Annotated in this window: 19 protein-coding genes; 12 read left to right on the top strand and 7 right to left on the bottom strand. The window is 32.3% G+C overall.

Annotated elements, in window-relative coordinates; genetic code table 11:
* The first annotated feature begins 41 nt into the window (after positions 1-41).
* Complete coding sequence (gene bshC / locus ABW636_RS19800) at positions 42-1637, top strand: bacillithiol biosynthesis cysteine-adding enzyme BshC (protein ID WP_367591823.1); 1596 nt, start codon at positions 42-44, stop codon at positions 1635-1637.
* Between the two features lie 45 nt (positions 1638-1682).
* Here bshC and ABW636_RS19795 read toward each other — a convergent pair whose 3' ends face one another.
* Entirely contained in the window at positions 1683-2006 is a 324-nt protein-coding gene (locus tag ABW636_RS19795) for a hypothetical protein (protein ID WP_367591822.1), read from the bottom strand.
* 304 nt (positions 2007-2310) lie between these two features.
* On the opposite strand from ABW636_RS19795, the gene guaA reads away from it, so the two are divergent.
* The 4 genes from guaA to ABW636_RS19775 all read left to right on the top strand — a co-directional run bounded on the left by guaA (position 2311) and on the right by ABW636_RS19775 (position 7267).
* On the top strand, positions 2311-3840 hold the full coding sequence (gene guaA / locus ABW636_RS19790) for a glutamine-hydrolyzing GMP synthase (RefSeq protein WP_367591821.1): 1530 nt from the start codon (positions 2311-2313) through the stop codon (positions 3838-3840).
* A gap of 54 nt (positions 3841-3894) precedes the next feature.
* Positions 3895-6075 (top strand): LysM peptidoglycan-binding domain-containing protein, encoded by a 2181-nt coding sequence (locus tag ABW636_RS19785; RefSeq protein ID WP_367591820.1) that lies wholly within the window; start codon positions 3895-3897, stop codon positions 6073-6075.
* A 406-nt stretch (positions 6076-6481) separates the two neighbouring features.
* On the top strand, positions 6482-7030 hold the full coding sequence (locus tag ABW636_RS19780; protein ID WP_367591819.1) for a DUF922 domain-containing protein: 549 nt from the start codon (positions 6482-6484) through the stop codon (positions 7028-7030).
* A 12-nt stretch (positions 7031-7042) separates the two neighbouring features.
* Positions 7043-7267, top strand: coding sequence for a DUF3820 family protein (locus ABW636_RS19775; RefSeq protein WP_367591818.1), 225 nt, complete (start codon positions 7043-7045; stop codon positions 7265-7267).
* A gap of 107 nt (positions 7268-7374) precedes the next feature.
* Here ABW636_RS19775 and lysA read toward each other — a convergent pair whose 3' ends face one another.
* Positions 7375-8607: a diaminopimelate decarboxylase gene (gene lysA, locus ABW636_RS19770; RefSeq protein ID WP_367591817.1), complete on the bottom strand. Its 1233-nt coding sequence runs from the start codon at positions 8605-8607 to the stop codon at positions 7375-7377.
* Positions 8608-8757: 150 nt separating this feature from the next.
* Here lysA and ABW636_RS19765 point away from each other — a divergent pair, with 150 nt between their 5' ends.
* The 4 genes from ABW636_RS19765 (at position 8758) to ABW636_RS19750 (ending at position 11789) form a co-directional block, all read left to right on the top strand.
* Positions 8758-9390 carry an LON peptidase substrate-binding domain-containing protein gene (locus tag ABW636_RS19765; protein ID WP_367591816.1) on the top strand — a complete coding sequence of 211 codons (633 nt, stop codon included), beginning with the start codon at positions 8758-8760 and terminating at the stop codon, positions 9388-9390.
* Positions 9391-9531: 141 nt separating this feature from the next.
* Positions 9532-10725, top strand: a complete 1194-nt coding sequence (gene sucC / locus ABW636_RS19760; RefSeq protein ID WP_367591815.1) for an ADP-forming succinate--CoA ligase subunit beta — start codon at positions 9532-9534, stop codon at positions 10723-10725.
* Positions 10726-10800: 75 nt separating this feature from the next.
* A complete protein-coding gene (locus tag ABW636_RS19755; protein ID WP_367591814.1) occupies positions 10801-11307 on the top strand; it encodes a cupin domain-containing protein in 507 nt (168 codons plus the stop codon).
* 149 nt (positions 11308-11456) lie between these two features.
* Positions 11457-11789, top strand: coding sequence for a hypothetical protein (locus ABW636_RS19750; RefSeq protein ID WP_367591813.1), 333 nt, complete (start codon positions 11457-11459; stop codon positions 11787-11789).
* 57 nt (positions 11790-11846) lie between these two features.
* Here the strand turns inward: ABW636_RS19750 and ABW636_RS19745 are convergent, their stop codons facing one another.
* Complete coding sequence (locus ABW636_RS19745; RefSeq protein ID WP_367591812.1) at positions 11847-13454, bottom strand: class I SAM-dependent methyltransferase; 1608 nt, start codon at positions 13452-13454, stop codon at positions 11847-11849.
* A gap of 74 nt (positions 13455-13528) precedes the next feature.
* Positions 13529-13795 carry a DUF1456 family protein gene (locus ABW636_RS19740; protein WP_367591811.1) on the bottom strand — a complete coding sequence of 89 codons (267 nt, stop codon included), beginning with the start codon at positions 13793-13795 and terminating at the stop codon, positions 13529-13531.
* Between the two features lie 109 nt (positions 13796-13904).
* Between ABW636_RS19740 and ABW636_RS19735 the strand changes: the two genes are divergently transcribed.
* Together ABW636_RS19735 and ABW636_RS19730 are read left to right on the top strand one after the other, a co-directional pair.
* Entirely contained in the window at positions 13905-14306 is a 402-nt protein-coding gene (locus tag ABW636_RS19735; RefSeq protein WP_367591810.1) for a TerB family tellurite resistance protein, read from the top strand.
* 584 nt (positions 14307-14890) lie between these two features.
* Positions 14891-15325: an Hsp20/alpha crystallin family protein gene (locus ABW636_RS19730; RefSeq protein WP_367591809.1), complete on the top strand. Its 435-nt coding sequence runs from the start codon at positions 14891-14893 to the stop codon at positions 15323-15325.
* A gap of 72 nt (positions 15326-15397) precedes the next feature.
* Here ABW636_RS19730 and ABW636_RS19725 read toward each other — a convergent pair whose 3' ends face one another.
* The 3 genes from ABW636_RS19725 to ABW636_RS19715 are packed head-to-tail and all read right to left on the bottom strand — an operon-like array spanning position 15398 to position 17806.
* A complete protein-coding gene (locus ABW636_RS19725; RefSeq protein WP_367591808.1) occupies positions 15398-16024 on the bottom strand; it encodes a DUF2306 domain-containing protein in 627 nt (208 codons plus the stop codon).
* 7 nt (positions 16025-16031) lie between these two features.
* A complete protein-coding gene (locus tag ABW636_RS19720) occupies positions 16032-16790 on the bottom strand; it encodes a LytR/AlgR family response regulator transcription factor (protein ID WP_367591807.1) in 759 nt (252 codons plus the stop codon).
* Positions 16791-16792: 2 nt separating this feature from the next.
* Positions 16793-17806, bottom strand: a complete 1014-nt coding sequence (locus ABW636_RS19715) for a sensor histidine kinase (RefSeq protein ID WP_367591806.1) — start codon at positions 17804-17806, stop codon at positions 16793-16795.
* A gap of 314 nt (positions 17807-18120) precedes the next feature.
* On the opposite strand from ABW636_RS19715, the gene ABW636_RS19710 reads away from it, so the two are divergent.
* Positions 18121-20526 carry a TonB-dependent receptor gene (locus tag ABW636_RS19710; protein ID WP_367591805.1) on the top strand — a complete coding sequence of 802 codons (2406 nt, stop codon included), beginning with the start codon at positions 18121-18123 and terminating at the stop codon, positions 20524-20526.
* The last annotated feature ends 19 nt before the right edge of the window (positions 20527-20545 follow it).

Here is a 20545-nt window from a genome sequence, read left to right as displayed (position 1 = left end):
TGCAATCTGCCGTATATTTATCGATCAAAAAAAGATACTATATGCCTACTGACCGTATTCAGTTTAGAGATACAAATTACTTTTCACCTCTTATCTGTGATTATTTAGATCAAAAGAATGAACTACAATCTTTTTATAACCGATTTCCGACGTTAGAGAACTTTTTTGATCAAATCGAAGAAAAAAAAGCATCATTTTCAAAAGAACATAGAAACATACTTTTTGAAGCATTAATAAATCAATATAATGATTGTGCACTTTCTGAAGCTACAGGTACTCATATCGAACTTTTAAAAGATGAGAATACGTTTACGATCGTTACAGGGCATCAGTTAAACCTTTTTGCAGGGCCCTTATATTTTTTATATAAAATTATATCAACGATCAATCTTACAAAGACTTTAAAAGAAAAATATCCCGAATATAATTTTGTTCCTGTTTATTGGATGGCAACAGAAGATCATGATTTTGATGAGATTAATTATTTTAATCTTTATGGTAAAAAAGTACAGTGGAATCGTGTTGACGGTGGTGCTGTTGGAAAATTTGATACCAATGGTCTTGATAAAGTATTTGAAGCGTTTGCGTCTGAAATTGGGAATGGAAAAAATGCAGACCAACTGAAACAATTGTTTAGAGAATGCTATATTGAAAGCGCAAATTTGGCCTCTGCGACCAGAAAACTTGCTAATAAATTATTTGGAGAATATGGTTTGGTGATTGTTGATGGGGATGATCCTATGTTAAAAAAGCTATTTATTCCTTTCGCAGAAAAAGAATTGCGAGAGAAAGTATCGTATAATCAAGTAATAAAAACTTCTAAACAAATAGAGGAAGCCGGATATAAGGTTCAGGTAAATCCAAGAGAAATAAATTTGTTTTATATAACAGAGGGTGTACGAGAGCGGATTATAGAAAAAGAAGGAAGCTATTTTGTTAATAATACAGAAATAGTATGGAGTCAAAATGAAATCATGTCGTATTTGGCAGAAGCTCCAGAAAGATTTAGCCCTAATGTAATGATGCGTCCTTTGTACCAAGAAGTGATATTGCCAAACTTGTGTTATATAGGAGGTGGAGGAGAACTGGCATATTGGTTAGAGTTAAAAAAATATTTTGAGGAGGTAGAAGTGCCTTTTCCAATGTTGTTATTGCGCAACTCTGTATTGATTCAGACTCAGAAACAAACCGAAAAAATAAAAAAACTGAATATTACCAATAAAGAGTTGTTTTTAAAACAGCATGAGCTAATTAATAGAAAAGTACGTAAGATCTCGAATATTAATATTGATTTTGGTTTACAAAAAAAACATCTTAAAGAGCAATTTGAGGCAATGTATGAGTTGGCAAAACAAACCGATGAAACATTTTTTAATGCGGTAAAGGCTCAAGAGGTTAAACAGCTTAAAGGACTTGGTAATTTAGAAAAACGACTACTAAAAGCTCAAAAACGAAAACTAAAAGATCATGTACAGCGAGTAACTACTATTCAAAATGAATTATTTCCAAATTACAGTTTACAAGAGCGAAATAAGAATTTTTCAGAATTTTATTTAGAATACGGAGAAAACTTAATACCGATATTGTTAGAGTGTCTTGACCCATTGAAAGGAATGTTTCTAATATTGAAAACATAACAGGAACATCGGTTTTAAATATGAATGTAGCCTAAATATTTTTACTTATACCAATTCTTTTTTTATCCAATTCGGATCTTTAATCCATTTGGTGCTTTTTATCCAGCTTCCTTTAGCTTCATATTTTCTTTTGTAAGGATCGGTATGGTTCTTAATAAAATCGATAATAGATATTGTTAACCCTTCTTCCTTTTTTATTAAGGAGGTATCGGTAGAGTCTTGAAGAAAAATATGCAGAGGTTTTTTTTGTGTTGTATCGGTTAAGTGTATTCTCACAGGTTGAATTTTGTATTCTGTATTACTTGCAAAACATTGTATGTTAGAAATAAGGGCTATAACGAGTACGGTTTTAAGAATAGAATTTTTCATGATATGTTGGTTTTAAGAGGTTTATGGTGTAAAATTACAGTGATTGTATTGGTAAGAAGGATTTTTGTCGACGAAACGCAAAAAAGTATCGATTAGTTGTTAATTGCTTAAGATAGAGTGTTTTGTGTTTTTGTGAATAAGCAATTAGAGAAGTTTGTTATAGAAGAGATTAAAATGAAAATCACTCGATTGATATTTTAGAAAAAGAAGTAAAGCTTTTTAATTATAAATAGGATGTAAATAAATAAGTAAAAATTATCTCTTTTTAGATTTCAGGGTTATCAATTTAATTTTATTTTTGCCTATGCAAAACAACGTACTTATTTTAGATTTTGGGTCACAGTATACCCAGCTTATTGCAAGAAGAGTTAGAGAGCTAAATACCTATTGCGAAATACACCCGTATAATAAATTACCAGAAAACATATCAGACTTTAAAGCTGTTATCCTTTCGGGGTCTCCATTTTCTGTAAGAGCAGAAGATGCACCGCATCCTGATTTGTCAGAGATAAGAGGTAAAAAGCCACTTTTGGCAGTTTGTTATGGAGCACAATATCTGGCACATTTTAGTGGGGGAGAAGTAGCTCCATCGAATACGAGAGAATATGGTCGTGCAAATTTATCCTTTGTAAAAGAAGGAGAGCTGTTTTTTGATACGATATCAAAAGACTCACAAGTATGGATGAGTCATAGTGATACAATTAAGAAATTACCAACAGGTGCCATTAGATTGGCAAGTACAGGTGATGTTGAAAATGCAGCATATAAAATAGAAGATGAAGAGACTTATGCAATTCAATTTCATCCAGAAGTATATCACTCTACGGACGGAAAGAAATTATTAGAAAATTTTCTAATTAAAATTGCAGGAATTCAACCAGATTGGACTCCAGATTCTTTTGTAGATGCAACTGTAGCAGATCTTAAAGGAAAGCTAGGAGATGATAAAGTAGTATTAGGACTAAGTGGAGGAGTTGACTCTACTGTGGCTGCTATATTACTTCATAAGGCTATCGGGAAGAATTTGTACTGTATTTTTGTAAACAATGGATTACTTCGTAAAGATGAGTTTTCTTCTGTGCTAAAACAATATGAGGGCATGGGGCTTAATGTTAAGGGAGTAGATGCTTCGGCACGCTTTTTGGACGCTCTTGCAGGAGAAAGTGATCCAGAAGGAAAACGAAAAATTATTGGAAAAATATTTATCGAGGTATTTGATGATGAAGCTAATAAAATTGAAGGCGTAAAATGGTTAGGACAAGGTACAATTTATCCAGATGTGATAGAATCTATATCTGTAAACGGGCCTTCTGTAACTATTAAGTCACATCACAATGTTGGAGGGTTGCCGGATTTTATGAAATTAGAAGTAGTAGAACCATTACGAATGTTGTTTAAAGATGAGGTGCGTAGAGTAGGAGCTTCTATGGGGATTGACCCAGAATTATTAGGAAGACATCCTTTTCCTGGCCCAGGACTAGCTATTAGAATTTTAGGGGATATTACTCGTGAGAAAGTAGCTGTTTTGCAGGAAGTAGATGCTATATTTATTAATGGGTTAAAAGAAGCTGGACTTTATAACAAGGTGTGGCAAGCAGGGGCGATCCTATTGCCAGTACAAAGTGTTGGTGTAATGGGTGATGAACGTACTTATGAAAATTGTGTGGCACTTAGAGCAGTAGAAAGTACCGATGGAATGACCGCAGATTGGGTAAATCTCCCTTATGAGTTTCTGCAAAAAACCTCGAATGCAATAATAAATAGGGTAAAAGGCGTTAATAGAGTAGTATATGATATTAGTTCTAAGCCTCCTGCAACAATAGAATGGGAATAAATTAAAACACTTATTTTTTGTAGATAGGTAGTAAAAAATAAACCAAAGAAGTAAATGAAAAAGTTATTGTTAGTCTTTCTGATATTCTTCACTGCAAGTGTGACTTTTGCTCAACAGTATAAAAGTCATAAGGTGGTGAAAGGTGAAAATGTATATAGAATTGCTAAACGGTATAATACTACCGTAGAAGCTATATATAAAATTAATCCTACAGCAAAGGATGGTGTTTCTGAAGGAGAAATATTAGCAATACCTATAGTAAATAATCAGGAGTATAATACCCATATAGTAGAAAAAGGAGATACGGTTTATAGTCTTTCAAAGAAATATAATGTTACTACAGAGACAATTTACCTTCTTAATCCTGAGGCAGAAAAAGGACTTAACATAGGTCAAGTTCTTAATGTTGGGAAAATAAGGCAAAAAGATCAAGTTGCTATCGATGAAACTACTGATGCTGGAAAGGATAAGGTACTTGAAGATTTAAAAGTAGTACCTAAAGAACCTAAGATTATTCGTTTTATTTCTCATAAGGTAAAAAGAAAGGAAACATTGTATGGGATATCAAAGTTTTATAAAATTACGGTAGAGGATATCAAAAGAAATAATAAGAGATTGTACTCAGAGCAGATTAAAAAGAAGGATATTATTAGGATACCAGTGTATGCCGATGAACCTGTGGAAACTGTTACTGTTATAAAAGATAGCGTGGATTCGAGATTATCAACCACTACCAAGTATATTATAAAACCCAAAGACACCAAATATGGTATTGCCAGAAGACACGGTATTACTACTACAGAGTTAGAGCAACTCAATCCTAATATGAATCCTAATTTTCCTATAGGTAGTGAGATTGTTGTTCCAACCACTGTTTTTGTTTCGTTCGAAGAAGCTATTAAGCCTGGATTCGAATTGTATGAAGTTAAGCCCAAGGAAACTATTTTTCGTATTTTAAATCGTACTGGTATTTCTTCGGATTCATTATTTAAAATGAATCCTTATTTAAGAGATGGTTTAAAAGCGGGAATGGTGATTACTATTCCAAAAGATACTTTGGGGATACCATCAGAACTAAGTAAAGGGAAGTATGTTGATTTAAGAAAGAGTCTTTATAATTTCACTCCAAAAAAGATAGCGGTAATGTTACCATTTTGTTTAGATACTTTAAAGGTTGAAGCAATAAAGGAAACAGGAGAATATCTTAAAAATAAGAAAAACCTTAGGATTGTTTTAGATTTGTATAGTGGGATTTTAATTGCTGTAGATTCTGCAAAAGCAAATGGAGTAACAACAGATCTTACCGTTTACGATACGCAAAAGAGTAATAATAAAGAGTATATAACAGAATTGATAAACGAAAACAATTTTGACGAGACGGATGTTGTAATAGGTCCACTGTATCAAACGAATGCAGAAGTAGTTGCGGCAGAATTAAAAAAATATAATACGGCAGTATTTTCGCCAGCATCAAGAAGAGAGTTAAGTATGTATGATAACTTTTTTCAAACGAACCCTTCTAATGAAATGCTTCAAGAAAAAATAATATCCTTTGTAGAAAAAGATTCTACAGATAAGAATATTGTGATTATTGTGCAAAAAGGGAAAAAGCATGAGAAGATAAAGGAAAAATTAATAACCAAATTTCCTGAGGCCAAGATAGCTAAAATTGAAGAAGGTAATTATGTGTATGAAGTGAGATTAGCAAAGGTTTTAGATAAAAATAAACCAAATTGGGTTTTTCTTGAATCTGATGATGTAGCTATGATCGCTAATGTAATCCCTTTGCTTAATGCCAAGGCAGAGAGCCATAAGATTACTTTATTTACTACAGATAAAAATGGTGCTTTTGATGATGATAATATAAAAAATAATCACTTATCAAAATTACATTTACACTATCCATCGGTAGATAAGGAGTTTGATGCCGAAGAAGATGAAGATGGTAATAGTATAGTGAATGAAGAAACAAGTGCATTTGAAAAGAAGTATAAAAAAGAGTATGGTATATATCCAAATAATTGGGCTGTAAGAGGGTTCGATATTACGTACGATATTTTAATGCGATTGGGGACTGCCGATGACATATATCACGGTTCTTCTTTTGAAAGAACGACAGAGTATGTTGGAAACAAATTTAATTATTCGAAAAAAGAGCTTGGGGGTTATTATAATAAAGCAACTTATTTGATAAAATTCGAAGACGATTTAAAATTAACAGTAATCGAGGATTAAAGTTTTTTGAGACTGTTAATGAAGGTTTTGTAATTAGGTAAGACTATTTTTTTAAAATTTAAAGTGATTTTTATAGTTTTTTTCAAAAAGATGTAAATATTATAGATATCAATCAATTAAAAAAGATAAAATTTGTATATATTTGGATTTGTAATATTTTTCTCATTTTTTATAAGTTGATATTTTTTCTTGGCATTATAATTGAAGTAGAGAAAATACGAGGAAAACAAACATAAATTTGATTAGGTTATATTCAAAAAAATGTATATTTTAATTGATGTAATTTTATTAAATATTTAAGCAAGACTATTTTTAAAGAGCACGCACAATATTTGCCCCATATTGTCTCCTTGGCGCCTCAAAAATAGGTTAATACAACTTTTATTGGGCATAATTGTTTGCAATTATGAGTAAGTTTTTTACTATTATTTTATTTTTATTTTTTGCTGGCAATAATGGTTATGTAGGTAAATTCTCTTATACAGAGAGAAGTGAATTGGAATGGTCTGATTTTAGGGGAAGACCTAATGTGAAAAGTAACTTTGATGCTAGTGTAAATACCGGGATTACCTATCAGTGGTCGTATGGTAAGGATAAAGGAAGTATTGAATTAAATTATCAGGTAGATAGCTTTTGCTACCCGTCATTATCTTGGGTGAAAAAGGGACAAATGTCGGATGAATTACTTTCACATGAGCAATTACATTTTGATATCTCTGAGTTACATGCTAGGATCATGAGAAAAAGATTAAAGGATTATGTAGCTGGGAAAAACATTCGTAGAGATCTTAATAAAATGTATAAGTTGGTAGAAAGAATGCGAGTAAATATGCAAGAACGTTATGATGAAGAAACCGATCACTCCAGAAACAAAGAAGCACAAAAAAAGTGGGAGAAAAAAGTAGAAACGTTGATGTGGTATTACCGCGACTACGCTAATAAGCCCTCTTCTTAGTCTTCTTGTCACATGCAAATATTACCTAACAAAGATTTTCTAGTCAAATTAGCACATGCAAAAATGCCTTACGGTAAATATAAGGATAGATATCTTATAGATTTACCTGAGCCTTATGTGGTTTGGTATCATAATAAAGGTTTTCCTAAGGGAAAACTAGGTGATCAACTTCAAACTATTTACGAATTAAAAATAAATGGCCTAGAGTATTTGGTCAAAAATATAAGAAATATGTAAGATTGAGGTATGTCCCTCTAGTCTTTCAATAAAAAAACCGTTCAAATATGAACGGTTTTTTTTTGATATTTATTTGTCTATTACCTATATAGGTAAATGGTTTGATTTTATGCTTTTACTTTTTTTGGTTTTGCAGTTAAATCTATATCTACCTGATTTTTTGTAAGATCCTCGAATGTTTCTCTTTTACGAATTAAATGAGCTTCTCCGTTATGCCAAAGCACTTCTGCTGGGCGATAACGTGAATTGTAATTGCTGGCCATAGAAAAACAATAAGCTCCGGCATTTTTAAAAGCAACAATGTCACCTTCATTGATTTCAGAAATTCTTCTATTAGTGGCAAATGTATCAGTTTCACAAATATATCCTACCACAGAGTAAAAACGTTCTTTTCCTTTAGGGTTGGAAATGTTTATAATATCATGGTGCGAGTTGTAGAACATAGGGCGTATTAGGTGGTTAAAACCAGTATCGATTCCTGCAAATACCATAGATGTAGTTTGCTTTACTACATTCACATTAGCAAGAAAATACCCTGCTTCACTTACCAAAAATTTACCAGGTTCAAAACCAAGTGTAAGTTCTTTACCGTATTCTTTACAAAAGCTATTAAAACGCTTTGTTAGCTTTTCTCCAAATTCTTCAATATTGGTTTCTATGTCACCTGCTTTATAAGGTACTTTAAAGCCACTTCCAAAATCTATAAAATCAAGATTTTTAAAATTCTTGGCAGTCTCAAAAAGTATTTCACTGGCATGTAAGAATACTTCAACATCAAGAATATCACTTCCTGTATGCATGTGAACACCATTAATATGCATACCGGTATTTTCGACAATTCTTAAAATATGCGGTATCTGGTGTATGGATATTCCAAACTTACTGTCAATGTGCCCCACAGAAATTTTACGATTTCCTCCAGCCATTACATGTGGATTGATACGGATACATACAGGTACTTTTGGATGCTTCGTGCCAAATTGTTCTAAGATAGAAAGGTTGTCTATATTGATTTGTACTCCTAGTGCAGAAACTTCTTCGATTTCTTCTAAAGAAACCCCATTAGGAGTAAATACAATATCAGAAGGTTTAACTCCTGCTTTAATCCCTAGTTTTACCTCTTGTATAGAAACTGTGTCAAGACCAGCACCAAATGAATTTATTAACTTTAAAATAGCAAGATTTGATAATGCCTTAACTGCATAATTTAACTTTAACCGTTTTACCTGTTTAAAAGCATTTGTAAGACGATTGTATTGTGAACTAATTTTTGAAGAGTCGTATACATATACCGGACTCCCAAATTCTCTTGCAATTGCTAATAAATTTTCATTTTCCATTTTGGTATAAATTTAAGCGTACGAAATTATCAATAAAATTAGAAATATTAATAGGTTCATGAGAAAAAAAAGATAAGAATGATATTTTGTTTTTTTAACGTGCGTTTAAGAGGATAAATTTCATGAATTAGTATTTTTAATAAAAAAAATATGATTCCTCTTTTTCCTTTACAAACAGTAGTTTATCCAGGAGAACAATTGCCCTTGCATATTTTTGAAAAAAGATATCAGGAATTAATACAAGATAGTCAAGGAGGGGGTACTTTTGGGATTCCTACGGTAATTGACAAAAAATTAGAATATGGTACAGAGGTAAAACTTATTAAAGTTGCTAAGCAATACCCTAATGGAGAGAGTGATGTCGTATGCGAAGGGTTACGAGTTTTCAAAATTAAAAACTTTTATAAGCAATTTCCGGGTAAGCTTTATGCAGGTGCAGATGTCGAATTTATAGAAAATGAAAGCGATGGTACGGTTGGTTTGCAAGAAGAATTACTTACTAAGATTGCTGTTTTGTATTTAGAATTAACGATTGATTCTCCCCCTGTTTTTAAAATACCTTTTATAAGTTATCAGGTGGCACATAAGGTGGCACTCACATTACGCCAGGAGTACCATTTGCTAAAACTTCGAAATGAACTAGAGCGTTTAAAGTATTTAATAGAACACATTAAGATTACCATTCCTGTGGTAAGAGAAATGAATAGAGCAAAAAAAATGATTAAGATGAATGGTCATTTTAGGAATTTTGACCCACTGGATTACAAAGATTTTCAGATGTAAAAGTGTTATAAAAAGCTGTTTTCTTGTAGAATTATCAGGGATTAATAGAGGTATTGTTTTTTACTAAAAAAGATTGGCACAGTAACTTCACTTTTTATATTTTTGGAACTCCTATTAAAAAAGGTAAAATAAAAGAACATTATGAATTTACACGAGTATCAGGGTAAAGAAATATTAAGCAGCTTTGGCGTACGTATTCAGCGTGGTATTGTTGCACAAAATGCAAACGAAGCTGTAGCTGCAGCAAAACAACTTACAGCAGAAACCGGTACAGGATGGCATGTGATTAAAGCACAAGTTCATGCTGGTGGACGAGGAAAAGGTGGAGGTGTTAAGCTGGCTAAAAACCTTCAGGAAGTAGAAGAGATAGCAGGAAATATCATAGGAATGAACTTAATTACTCCTCAGACATCTGCAGAAGGAAAGAAAGTTCATCAGGTATTGGTGGCAGAGGATGTGTATTATCCTGGTGATAGTGAACCAGATGAATTTTATATGTCTGTATTGTTAAACCGTGCTTCTGGTCGTAATATGATCATGTATTCTACAGAAGGAGGAATGGATATTGAAACCGTTGCAGAAGAAACACCTCATTTAATTTTTACAGAAGAAGTAGATCCTTCAGTAGGTTTACTTCCTTTTCAAGCTAGAAGAGTCGCATTTAATCTTGGTTTAAGCGGGGGTGCATTTAAAGAAATGACAAAATTTGTAATGGCTTTATATACAGCTTATGTGAAGTCTGATGCATCTTTGTTTGAAATCAACCCTGTTCTTAAGACAAGTGATGATAAAATCATGGCAGTAGATGCTAAGGTAACCTTAGATGAAAATGCATTATATCGTCATAAGAATTATGTTGATATGCGTGATATTCGAGAAGAAAATGAAATAGAAGTTGAAGCAAAAGAAGTAGGGCTTAACTATGTTGATCTAGACGGAAACGTTGGGTGTATGGTAAATGGAGCAGGTCTTGCAATGGCTACAATGGATTTGATTAAGCAAGCAGGAGGAGAGCCAGCAAACTTCCTTGACGTTGGTGGTACTGCAGATGCAAAACGTGTAGAAACAGCTTTTAGAATTATTTTGAAAGATCCTAATGTAAAAGCGATTTTGATAAATATCTTTGGAGGTATTGTTCGTTGTGATAGAGTTGCACAAGGTGTGGTAGATGCTTATAAGAATATGGGAGATGCTATTAACGTACCAATTATTGTTCGTCTACAAGGAACAAATGCAGATATTGCAAAAGAATTGATCGATAATAGTGGTCTGGATGTGCAAAGTGCTGTAGAATTTCAAGAGGCAGCAGATAAAGTACAAAACGTGTTAGCATAGTTTTGTATTCAATCTAAATAATATATTTTAGAAGCGATCTTTTTCAAGATCGCTTCTTTTTTTAGAGATAATTGGATGGAAAGAAGAATCGAAAAAATAGTTCAAAAATTAGATATGAAACCACATCCTGAAGGTGGTTTTTTTAAAGAAACTTATAGAAGCAAGGGTGTTATTCCTAAAGAAGCACTAAGCGATGAATTTGGAGCACAGCGTAACTTTTGTACAGCTATTTATTTTTTACTTACCGCTGATAATTTTTCTGCATTTCATAGAATTAAGCAAGACGAAATATGGCATTTTTATGAAGGAAATGCTATAGATATCCATGTGATAGATGTACACGGGGTATATGAAAAACATGTCGTAGGGATGGATATTGATAATGGTGAATTTCCACAATTAGTAGTACCTGCAGGTGCTTGGTTTGCATCTGGTTTGTCAAAACAAAATGGATACGCATTAGTAGGGTGTACGGTGGCTCCCGGTTTTGATTTTGCTGATTTCGAACTAGCAGAAAGAAAAGACTTAATTCAACAATTTCCAAAACATAAAGATGTAATTACCCAGTTTACAAGAAATTAACATAAGAGCTGAGGGCGGCTTTTTTAAGAGATTTCTGTATTAATTACATTTAGTTAGTTTGTTAATCTGTGTTAAATATTCCTTTTTAGTGTAACAAATTTGAATAATCAATGGTCTTATAAGTATAAATCAATAAAAACGAATAGATCATGAAAAAATTGAATGTATTACTTTTGGCAGTTGCCTTTGCAGTAGGTAGTATCGCAAGTGCGGGTACTAATCCAACAAAAATAGAAAATGCTCTCAATAAAGAGATTAAAACATTATTAAAGAAACCATCTTTTAAAATTGAAAAAGAATTAATTGCTTATGTAACATTTACTTTAAATAGTAAAGGTGAAATTGTAGTGTTATCTGTTGATTCTAAAAGTGAAACCCTAGATACTTTTATTAAGAGTCGATTAAATTATAAAAAAGTAGGAGCACAATATGACTTTGAAGCTAAAGTATTTAGGATGCCTGTGCGTATCGTAGAAGAATAAAATTGTAAAACATATGAATACCTAAAAAGCTTCGGAAGTCATCAGCCGGGGCTTTTTTTATTTACCGATAATATAATTAATGCTTACAGTTGCCAGATCAGAGCTTGGGAATTTAGAGAAATAATTTGGATCGCTCTGAAGTCCCACTTCTTTAAGGATTTTTATAAAAGATGCTATTTCAAGAATATATTGATCAGAAAAACCATGTGTCGCATCATATGCGGTAGCCGCCGTCTTACCGATATTTTGCGAGGTCAATTCTGGAGAAATGGTATGAAGCTCTATAACAATTAAGCCAAATTTAATGATATACGGTTTCCACTTTTTAAAATGATCTTTTAAATTACGTTCTACATCATCATTCGATAATCTTTTGCCTCTATACGCGAATGCACCAGAAGAAAGACTAGGAGAATCAATTAGAGAAGTTGGGTTGCTCCATACTCTATTGTGATCAAGAAATGTTCTCACCGATAATAAATCACTTAATTCTATGGCATAATTCTCTTTTAAATCTTTTTGTAATAAATCAGGATCGCTAATATCTCCCCAAATTACTTTTGCCCAGATATCAGCTTGTATTAGGTTTGCTCTAGTAACTTTTAAAGCGGCTTTGTTAAAATCGGCACCTACCAAAAATAAAGGGTGGTCATCCAGATGCTTGCCTCTTAAAGTTTTTGATGCGATCACTTCAAAAAGGTGAATTAGAAAAGCACCATTACCACATCCCATATCCAAAATTCCTTTAGGTTGTTCATCAATGGGTTTGTTAAATAGGTTAATAATGATTTCGTCAATTTTTTTGAAATAGGTTGCGTGTGCACCACCACTTCCCCAAACATTCATTTCTCTGTCAACATGTATTTCTTTATCTAGGTTAGACTCCCATAAAACCTTTGGGTTGCCAAAAAGTAATTCATCTATTTGTCTAAACATAGGTATGTAGGAAACCGTTACGCCATAAGCAGACGCTCTCTTGGCAAAAAACAACCCTTTTTTGGTAAAAGTATAGTTGCTTTTTGATTTGCTAAACCATCCCAGAGAACTTAAAAATGTTAGAATCGTGTCAAAACTTTCTGGATGTTTATGATATTCATCTGCACTAAAAGAAGCTTCCATAAAATATTTATGAAACATGCCTCCCATACCCAAATGCACAGTCGTAGGGCCAACCAATATTCCTTCAATATGTTTAAGGATTTGGTGTTGAATTTTTTTTATGGATGTATCTTTATCAAAAACAATATCAAACTTATTCTGATGTTTTTTGAAAAGTTTTTCTAGTTTATGAAAAGGCTCTAGTGCAAATTTTCGAGGGTGAAATTTTCCAGAATATTCTAATAGATCAACAACATCTTTGTACAATTTAAAATGTTCGAAAGCAGGTTTTGAAAGAGAATTTGTTTTTATGATTACATTACCATCTTGTGTATGGTAGTCTAACCAACCTTGTGCACTTATAACTCTTAACGCAACATTTAAATATCCTTCATTGGCTTTTAAATTAGATGCAATAGTAGAAATTGATAATTCATCACGGTTATCTAGTAAGTACTCTGTGACCTTGTTTTTGAATAAAGAATAGGCTATTGGCGCAACAGCAATACCATCAAGGTGACAAAAAATCTCTTTCCTAAATACTTGTTTCTCAGAGTTGGTTAACATAAAAGAATGGTTTGGTTATATGTCTATAAGTACAGTATAACCAAATTAAGCATTTATGTTTGAAGTTAAAAGTGTTAATTCGTATTCTTTGGTTTATTGGGAGTGTCATTTTTTGGAGGTAAAGGGCCTCTTAGGTGTATGATCAACCCGTTTAAAAAATTACGGAGAATTTGATCTCCACAGACCATGTATTTTGGATGGTTTTCATTTCTAAAAATAGCTCCTAATTCACTTTTGGTAACTTTAAAATCAACTAAAGCACAAATTTTTACAATATCGTCATCACGTAATTTATGAGCGACTCTTAGTTTTTTGAAAATATCATTGTTTGTTAAACCCATGTTGCAAATGTATGTTTTTATAAAGATATAATAGGTAAAGCAGAACCCAAGTTTTAGAGTATTTGTTTGGTTGAAATTTATTATTTTCGGCCAAAAGTAAATAAAGAATATGTATAGTAAAGAGGAAAAATTGAGTTTGTTGTCAGAGATGATACAGTTTGCCAAGGTAGATAATAAACTTAAAGATCAAGAGTATGGTTTTATTTTGGCGGTAGCATCACAGTTAAATATTACCGAAACAGAGGTAAATGCATTGGTTGATACAGAAGTAGAGAAAAAGAACTTACAGCCAGAGTCACAGCGAATTCTTCAGTTTCATAGATTGGTTTTGTTGATGAATATTGATCAAGAGGTATCTCCTCTAGAGGTTGATGCGATCAAAGATTTAGGTCTTCAAATGGGGTTACGACCAGAGGCAATCAATACTGTTTTAAGCGAGATGCATAAATACCCAAATAAAGTGATCCCTCCCAAAGAACTTATTTCTATTTTTTCTCGCTTTTACAATTAATTTATTGGTTTGTAAAAGGTAAGGGTTATATGCATAGTATGCATGATGAAATATGAAAAGATGATTTAGTGCTAGAAATAGATAGTTGCCGAAGATAATTGTTTTTGATCGATTTTTTATTTTTTTGTTTTAAGTATTTGATTAAAAGTTGGTTATAATCGATTATCTTTATTGTAAGATTGTTAAGAAGTCAGTTTTAAGAAGTCAAATAGTAATGATTACTTGTTGTTGTTTAACCTTAAAACCTATTTATGAATCCTTTTTACAAGATTTTTGTTATTGACATTAAAGCTTTAAAACAATTTGTGAGAGAGCTTCCTTCGGCTTGTGGACGTGCAATTCGAAGATGATTAATGATCTTTTAGGACAAATTGTTATTATTATAAAGTTTAAAGAGTGGCTTGTTAGAGTTACTTTTTAAACTTTTTTTATGCAGTAATGGCTGGTAAAATACAGGAAAAATGCCATCATGACATGTTTTTGATATAGTTTAGTGACAAAAAGTCTTAAAAAATGCATTGGAACTCTAATTGCTATATACTCATTGAATTTGAAAATTAAATTAATTACAAAAACATAATACAATGAGTTTAGTAAAAAGAACCAACAGATTACCCTTTCTTTTTGATGATTTTTTAACTACCGATTGGTTAGGAGGAATTACAGAAACTAATAAAATTAACACCAATATTCCTGCTGTTAATATAGAAGAAACCGATGAGGGTTTTGTTCTAGAACTGGCTGCACCGGGGCTTTCTAAAGATAAGTTCGATTTAGAGTTAGATAATGATGTATTGGTTATATCGTCAGAAACCTCTTCTGTAAATGAAGATAAAGAGAATCGTAAATATACTAGAAAAGAGTTTAGTTATGATTCCTTCAAAAGAACTTTTGCAGTACCAGAAACTGTAAATGGGAATGATATAAGTGCATCATACGAGAACGGAATATTAACTATAAACCTTCCTAAAAAAGAAGAAGCAAAAATACAACCTAAAAGATTGATAGATATAGTATAGTTTGATTTGATATTTAGTTAGTTAATGTGAAAGAGGTTGTTTATAAAAATTTATAGATGACTTCTTTCTTTTTTATAGAGGAGTAATCATTAATTTTCTTTTTATTCTTTCAGTAAAATAGTAAACTAGTAGTATATTAGGTATCCAAGCTAACCAGGCTACCAGTCTATAAGCAATAGTGAAATCTTCAAGAAAAAGTATGAGTAAGGGTAGCCATATTCTAAGAGTAACGGCAGAAAAACAAGCGGCATAGCTGTAATGCATAGCTACTTGATGCTGTATTATCAAACCTTTTTTTACATATAAAAAGGCATTTAGCGTGGTGTAAATCCAGAGTATGCCCAGAGAAATAAACCCAAGAGATGAGATGATACCACCAGTAGCAAAACAACCAATATATATCCCAGAAACCCCACTTATAAGAACAGCAATTATATAAACCTTTCCTGTTGTTCTATGTAATTTTGGTCGAGTAGCTCTTATTTTTTCATGAAATTGAACCCAACCGATTAATAAAGCAACTCCCCCAAGAAATATATGAGAGTAAAAAGCGATATTCCAGATAAAATTACTTAACAATTCACGATCTTTAGACCCTAATAAACCAAATGTTCGATCTATAAAAAGGTAGATAAGAGGGTATATCCCTATTAGAAAGCTTAAGAAAGCTACCACTATAAATAGTATCCTTTTTGTCATTTTATAATTATAGGTCCAACCATTTTTTAAAATTAGAAGTTCGTTCTCTTGAAACAATAATTTGTTCGTCATCCATTGGTTTTAATTTTAGCAATAGTCTGCTATTAAAATAACTATGGATTTCTGTTACCGCATGTACCGAAACCATAAACTTTCTGTTAATCCTAAAAAAATGAACTGGGTTAAGAATATCTTCTAATTGATCTATGGTATATTCTATTGGATAATGTTTGCCAGAATGTGAGTGCAGAAAAATACTACCTTCATGAGATTTAAAATAGGCAATACTGTCTACATCAAACGTGTTAAACTGATTACCGATTTTTATCATAAACCGTCTTTTGTATTCTTTTGTAAACAGACCTTTAATATGCTCAAATTTATCTTCATTTAATGATTTGCTACTAGTAATGTTGTTTTTTCGATATTTGGTCAATGCATTTTCTAAATCTTTTTTATCGATTGGTTTTAGTAAATAATCTAATCCATTGTATTTAAAACCTCGTATAGCATATTCATTGTAGGCAGTGGTAAAAATAATAGGAGGGTGATCTTCTAATGAATCTATGATATCGAATCCATATCCATCATTTAATTGAATGTCTAGAAATATTAAATCAGGTTGCGGGTTGTTTTTAAACCAGCGCACTCCGCTTTCTACAGAGGTAATCTGAGCGGTTATTTCTATTTCGGGAGCCAGTTCTTCTATGAGATTAGCTAAACGCCTAGAGGCTATACTTTCATCTTCAACAATTACAGCGGTCATTTTTACGAAACTTTTATTATAGTAACTTCTTTTATGTTTTTAGGTAATAAAGGGATGGTAACTTTAAAATGCTCATTTTTTGTTTCCACATTAATTTCTTGATTTGTATAAAAGGAATACCTGTTTCTAATATTTTTAAGCCCTAATTTGGTTGATTCTTCTTTCTGTTCTCTTATTCTTAGATTGTTTTGAATGGTAATACTTTTTTCTTCAATAGAAATGACACTAATTTCTAATGGTTTTTCTTTAGAATAATAATTGTGCTTAAGTGCGTTTTCTACAAGCATTTGTAATGATAATGTTGGGATTAAGTATTCTTTTGGGTCAATAGAAATATGTGTAGTAATGCTCAAAGCTCCTTCATGTCTAATAGTCATCATAAATATAAACGAATCCAAAAAGTTTAATTCTTTTTCAAGACTTACCAGATCTTCTTCACGATTATCTAGAATATATCTGTAACATGTAGCAAGTCGAGAAACAAAATCCGAAGCTAAATCACGATCCTCATACATGAGAGAGGTAAGTGTATTTAAACTGTTAAATAGAAAATGTGGACTGATTTGATTTTTTAAAGACTTGTATTTAGAAGTCATTACTTCTTTTTTAAGTCTATCCATAGCATTGTCCATTTCTTTTTTCTGTTGTAAAGAATAATAAAAAAGATTAAAAAGAATAACAGCAAACCCTAATAACATTGCTCGTAGAAAATCTACACGAAATGACAACCAAGAAGGCTCTTCGTCAAGAAAAATTCCGAATAAATCATTCAACTTAAAAACGCCAATATAGTAGATGAATGCAATTATAGGTGTTAAGATGGCTATATTAATGGCAATGATTTTAAGCCCATTACTTTGGTCTAAATTTTTATTGGTAGATCTGGTTACTTTTTTAATTAACCAATTGTTGGTTTCTAACGTTGTTAAAAAAAGAAAAAAAGCTGTGATGTAGTGAAATTTACCTTCACCGCTAAATTCAAATATGCTTTCAGTTTCATGAATCGTAGATTTCACAAGAAAGTAAACCAAGTTAGTGATAAGAAAACAAAATCCAATTTTTTTTATAGTAGCTTTTGATATCATATATAGTATATAATAATGCTGTTGTAAGCAATGTGAGTAAATATACGTAACTCTTGTGCAAATATGACTTAGGATACTTTTCAATTGTCAAATTAGAAGCTGAATTGCAATAAATATTCGTTGGCTTGTAAATGATATAGTTAATATGATTTTATGTTATTTAAGTGGTTTTTTGACACGTTAAAGGTTTAAATACCAATTCATGAATTTTCTTTTTTCATATGCGAAAATAAATTACAGATTTGATGAAAATCAATAATCGTATTATGAAAAATGTAGCATTAATATTTACGCTTTTATTTGGCTTTGTAATAAATGCCCAAAATGGAGTAATTAAAGGATTGGTAATAGATAAGCAATCAGAAACTCCTCTTGTAGGTGCAACTATAGAATTGTTAGAAACAGAACAGGCAAAAGGAGTAATTACCGATATCGATGGTTATTTTACATTAAGCAATGTACCAGTAGGGCGTCGTGCTATACGAGTAAGTTTTATTGGGTTTGAGTCGATAACATTACCCAATATTGTGGTTACCTCTGGTAAAGATGCTGTTGTTAATGTTGCAATTATCGAATCCTTTGGTCAACTGGATGAAATAATTATTACTTCAAAAACTAGTAAAGCAGAGGCAATTAATAAACTTACTTCTGTATCTGCAAGGCAATTTGGGGTAGAAGAAGTAACTCGATTTTCGGGAGGAAGAAGTGATGTTGGCCGTTTGGCAGCAAATTTTGCCGGAGTTTCGGCACCTGATGATAGTAGAAATGATATTGTGGTACGAGGTAATTCTCCTGTAGGGTTATTATGGAGACTAGAAGGGGTTCCTATTCCTAGCCCAAATCATTTCTCTACCGCCGGAACCACAGGAAGCCCAGTTTCAGCACTGAATCCAAATCTGTTAAAAAATTCTGATTTTATAACCTCTGCATTCCCGTCAGAATATGGTAATGCACTTGGAGGGGTGTTTGATTTAGGGTTTAGAAAAGGAAACAAGGATGATTATGAATTTTCTGCACAAGTAGGTACATTTAGTGGTGTAGAAGCAATGGCAGAAGGGCCACTTGGAAAAAATAAAGGCTCTTTTCTGGTGGCAGGAAGATATTCATTAATTGGTTTATTGGGATCAGGTGCAGGAGGTACATCGGCTACTCCTAATTACTATGATATCTCGTATAATATAGATTTTGGAAAGGGTAAACTGGGTAGTTTTTCATTGTTTGGGATCAATGGTACTTCTGATATAGAATTCTTAGGAGATGATATAGACGAAGATGATTTGTTTGCTGCAGAAGATGAAAACTCGTATGCCGATTCTGGTTTTGGAGTTCTTGGGCTGAAACATCAAATTAATATCGGTTCTTCTTCTTTTCTTAGAACAATTGTTGCGGGATCGTTTACAGGTAATGAATTTAAAACAGACCGTTTTATCGATAAGGATACCCCCCAGGAACGTATGCTTAATTATACAGAAATAGATAATGTAGAAGACCGTTTAACATTTTCGACACTTTTTAATTCTAAATTAAGTAGCAAAAGTACTATACGAACAGGAGTTTTGGTAGAAAGATTTAACGTAGAATCTGTACTAAGAGATAGGGATGAACAATCTGATAATGATGGTGACGGAGATCCTGATCTTTATACTTTTATCGATATAGATGAAAGTTTAAATATTGTACAACCTTATATACAAGGGCAGTTTAGATTAACAGAAAAATTAACACTAAATGCAGGGGTACACGGTCAATATAGTTCTTTGAATGAGCAGTTTGTGCTAGAGCCCAGAGCGGGACTTACATATAAAGTAGGTAATGCACACCGTTTTAGTTTTGGATATGGACTGCATCATCAGCCCATTTCTTTACCATTATTATTTTTGAATGAAGAAATTAACGGAGAATCGGTTCAGACTAATAGAGATTTGGATTTTATGAGAAGCAATCACTACGTTTTAGGGTATGATGTAAGAATAAGTAAAGGTTGGAGAGGAAAGGTAGAAGTGTATTACCAGGATATTGATAATGCAGCTGTAGAGTCGTTTTCTTCCAGTTATTCTTCTCTGACAGAAGGAGCAGATTTTGGGTTCGGAAATGATCGAGTGTCATTGGTTAATGAAGGAACAGGGTTTAACCAAGGAATTGAGTTAACCTTGGAGAAGTTTTTCAGCGATGGATATTATGGATTACTAACCACCTCATTATTCGAGAGTAAATATGAAGGAAGTGACGGGATAGAACGTAATACCCCATTTAATAATGGATATGTAGTAAATATGTTAGCAGGAAAAGAATTTACTATCGGAAAGTCAAAGAAAGATGTGTTGTTTTTTGATACCAAGCTAACAGTATCTGGAGGCAAATATTTTACTCCTATTAATCTTGAAGCATCTCAGGCGGCTGGATTTGAAGTTTTAAGAGAGGATATCGCTTTTAGTGAACAACAGGATGATTATTTTAGATGGGATGTAAAAGTTGGATATAAAATTAATAGTAAGACAAAAAAACACTCACATCAATTTTACATAGACCTTCAGAATCTAACAAATAACGAGAATGTTTTTACCCGTCGATATAACCGTTTAACAAACCAAATCGATCAGGTAAATCAAATAGGATTTTTTCCTGATTTTGGATATCGATTTCAGTTTTAGGTAACCATTGTTTTTGGTT

It is taken from the genome of Aquimarina discodermiae (genome assembly GCF_040786235.1).
Taxonomy (GTDB): Bacteria; Bacteroidota; Bacteroidia; order Flavobacteriales; family Flavobacteriaceae; genus Aquimarina.
Note: the sequence above shows the minus strand (reverse complement) of the source record. Positions and strands in the feature narration are given on the sequence as shown.

Bases quoted from the DNA above. Each gene is read 5' to 3' on its own strand.
- ABW636_RS19755 (WP_367591814.1), top strand. From the start codon at position 10,801: ATGGAAAGAAGAATCGAAAAAATAGTTCAAAAATTAGATATGAAACCA.
- ABW636_RS19795 (WP_367591822.1), bottom strand. From the start codon at position 2,006: ATGAAAAATTCTATTCTTAAAACCGTACTCGTTATAGCCCTTATTTCT.
- ABW636_RS19780 (WP_367591819.1), top strand. From the start codon at position 6,482: ATGAGTAAGTTTTTTACTATTATTTTATTTTTATTTTTTGCTGGCAAT.
- ABW636_RS19765 (WP_367591816.1), top strand. From the start codon at position 8,758: ATGATTCCTCTTTTTCCTTTACAAACAGTAGTTTATCCAGGAGAACAA.
- sucC (WP_367591815.1), top strand. From the start codon at position 9,532: ATGAATTTACACGAGTATCAGGGTAAAGAAATATTAAGCAGCTTTGGC.
- guaA (WP_367591821.1), top strand. From the start codon at position 2,311: ATGCAAAACAACGTACTTATTTTAGATTTTGGGTCACAGTATACCCAG.
- ABW636_RS19750 (WP_367591813.1), top strand. From the start codon at position 11,457: ATGAAAAAATTGAATGTATTACTTTTGGCAGTTGCCTTTGCAGTAGGT.
- ABW636_RS19730 (WP_367591809.1), top strand. From the start codon at position 14,891: ATGAGTTTAGTAAAAAGAACCAACAGATTACCCTTTCTTTTTGATGAT.
- ABW636_RS19735 (WP_367591810.1), top strand. From the start codon at position 13,905: ATGTATAGTAAAGAGGAAAAATTGAGTTTGTTGTCAGAGATGATACAG.
- ABW636_RS19775 (WP_367591818.1), top strand. From the start codon at position 7,043: ATGCAAATATTACCTAACAAAGATTTTCTAGTCAAATTAGCACATGCA.
- bshC (WP_367591823.1), top strand. From the start codon at position 42: ATGCCTACTGACCGTATTCAGTTTAGAGATACAAATTACTTTTCACCT.
- ABW636_RS19745 (WP_367591812.1), bottom strand. From the start codon at position 13,454: ATGTTAACCAACTCTGAGAAACAAGTATTTAGGAAAGAGATTTTTTGT.
- lysA (WP_367591817.1), bottom strand. From the start codon at position 8,607: ATGGAAAATGAAAATTTATTAGCAATTGCAAGAGAATTTGGGAGTCCG.
- ABW636_RS19725 (WP_367591808.1), bottom strand. From the start codon at position 16,024: ATGACAAAAAGGATACTATTTATAGTGGTAGCTTTCTTAAGCTTTCTA.
- ABW636_RS19740 (WP_367591811.1), bottom strand. From the start codon at position 13,795: ATGGGTTTAACAAACAATGATATTTTCAAAAAACTAAGAGTCGCTCAT.
- ABW636_RS19720 (WP_367591807.1), bottom strand. From the start codon at position 16,790: ATGACCGCTGTAATTGTTGAAGATGAAAGTATAGCCTCTAGGCGTTTA.
- ABW636_RS19785 (WP_367591820.1), top strand. From the start codon at position 3,895: ATGAAAAAGTTATTGTTAGTCTTTCTGATATTCTTCACTGCAAGTGTG.
- ABW636_RS19710 (WP_367591805.1), top strand. From the start codon at position 18,121: ATGAAAATCAATAATCGTATTATGAAAAATGTAGCATTAATATTTACG.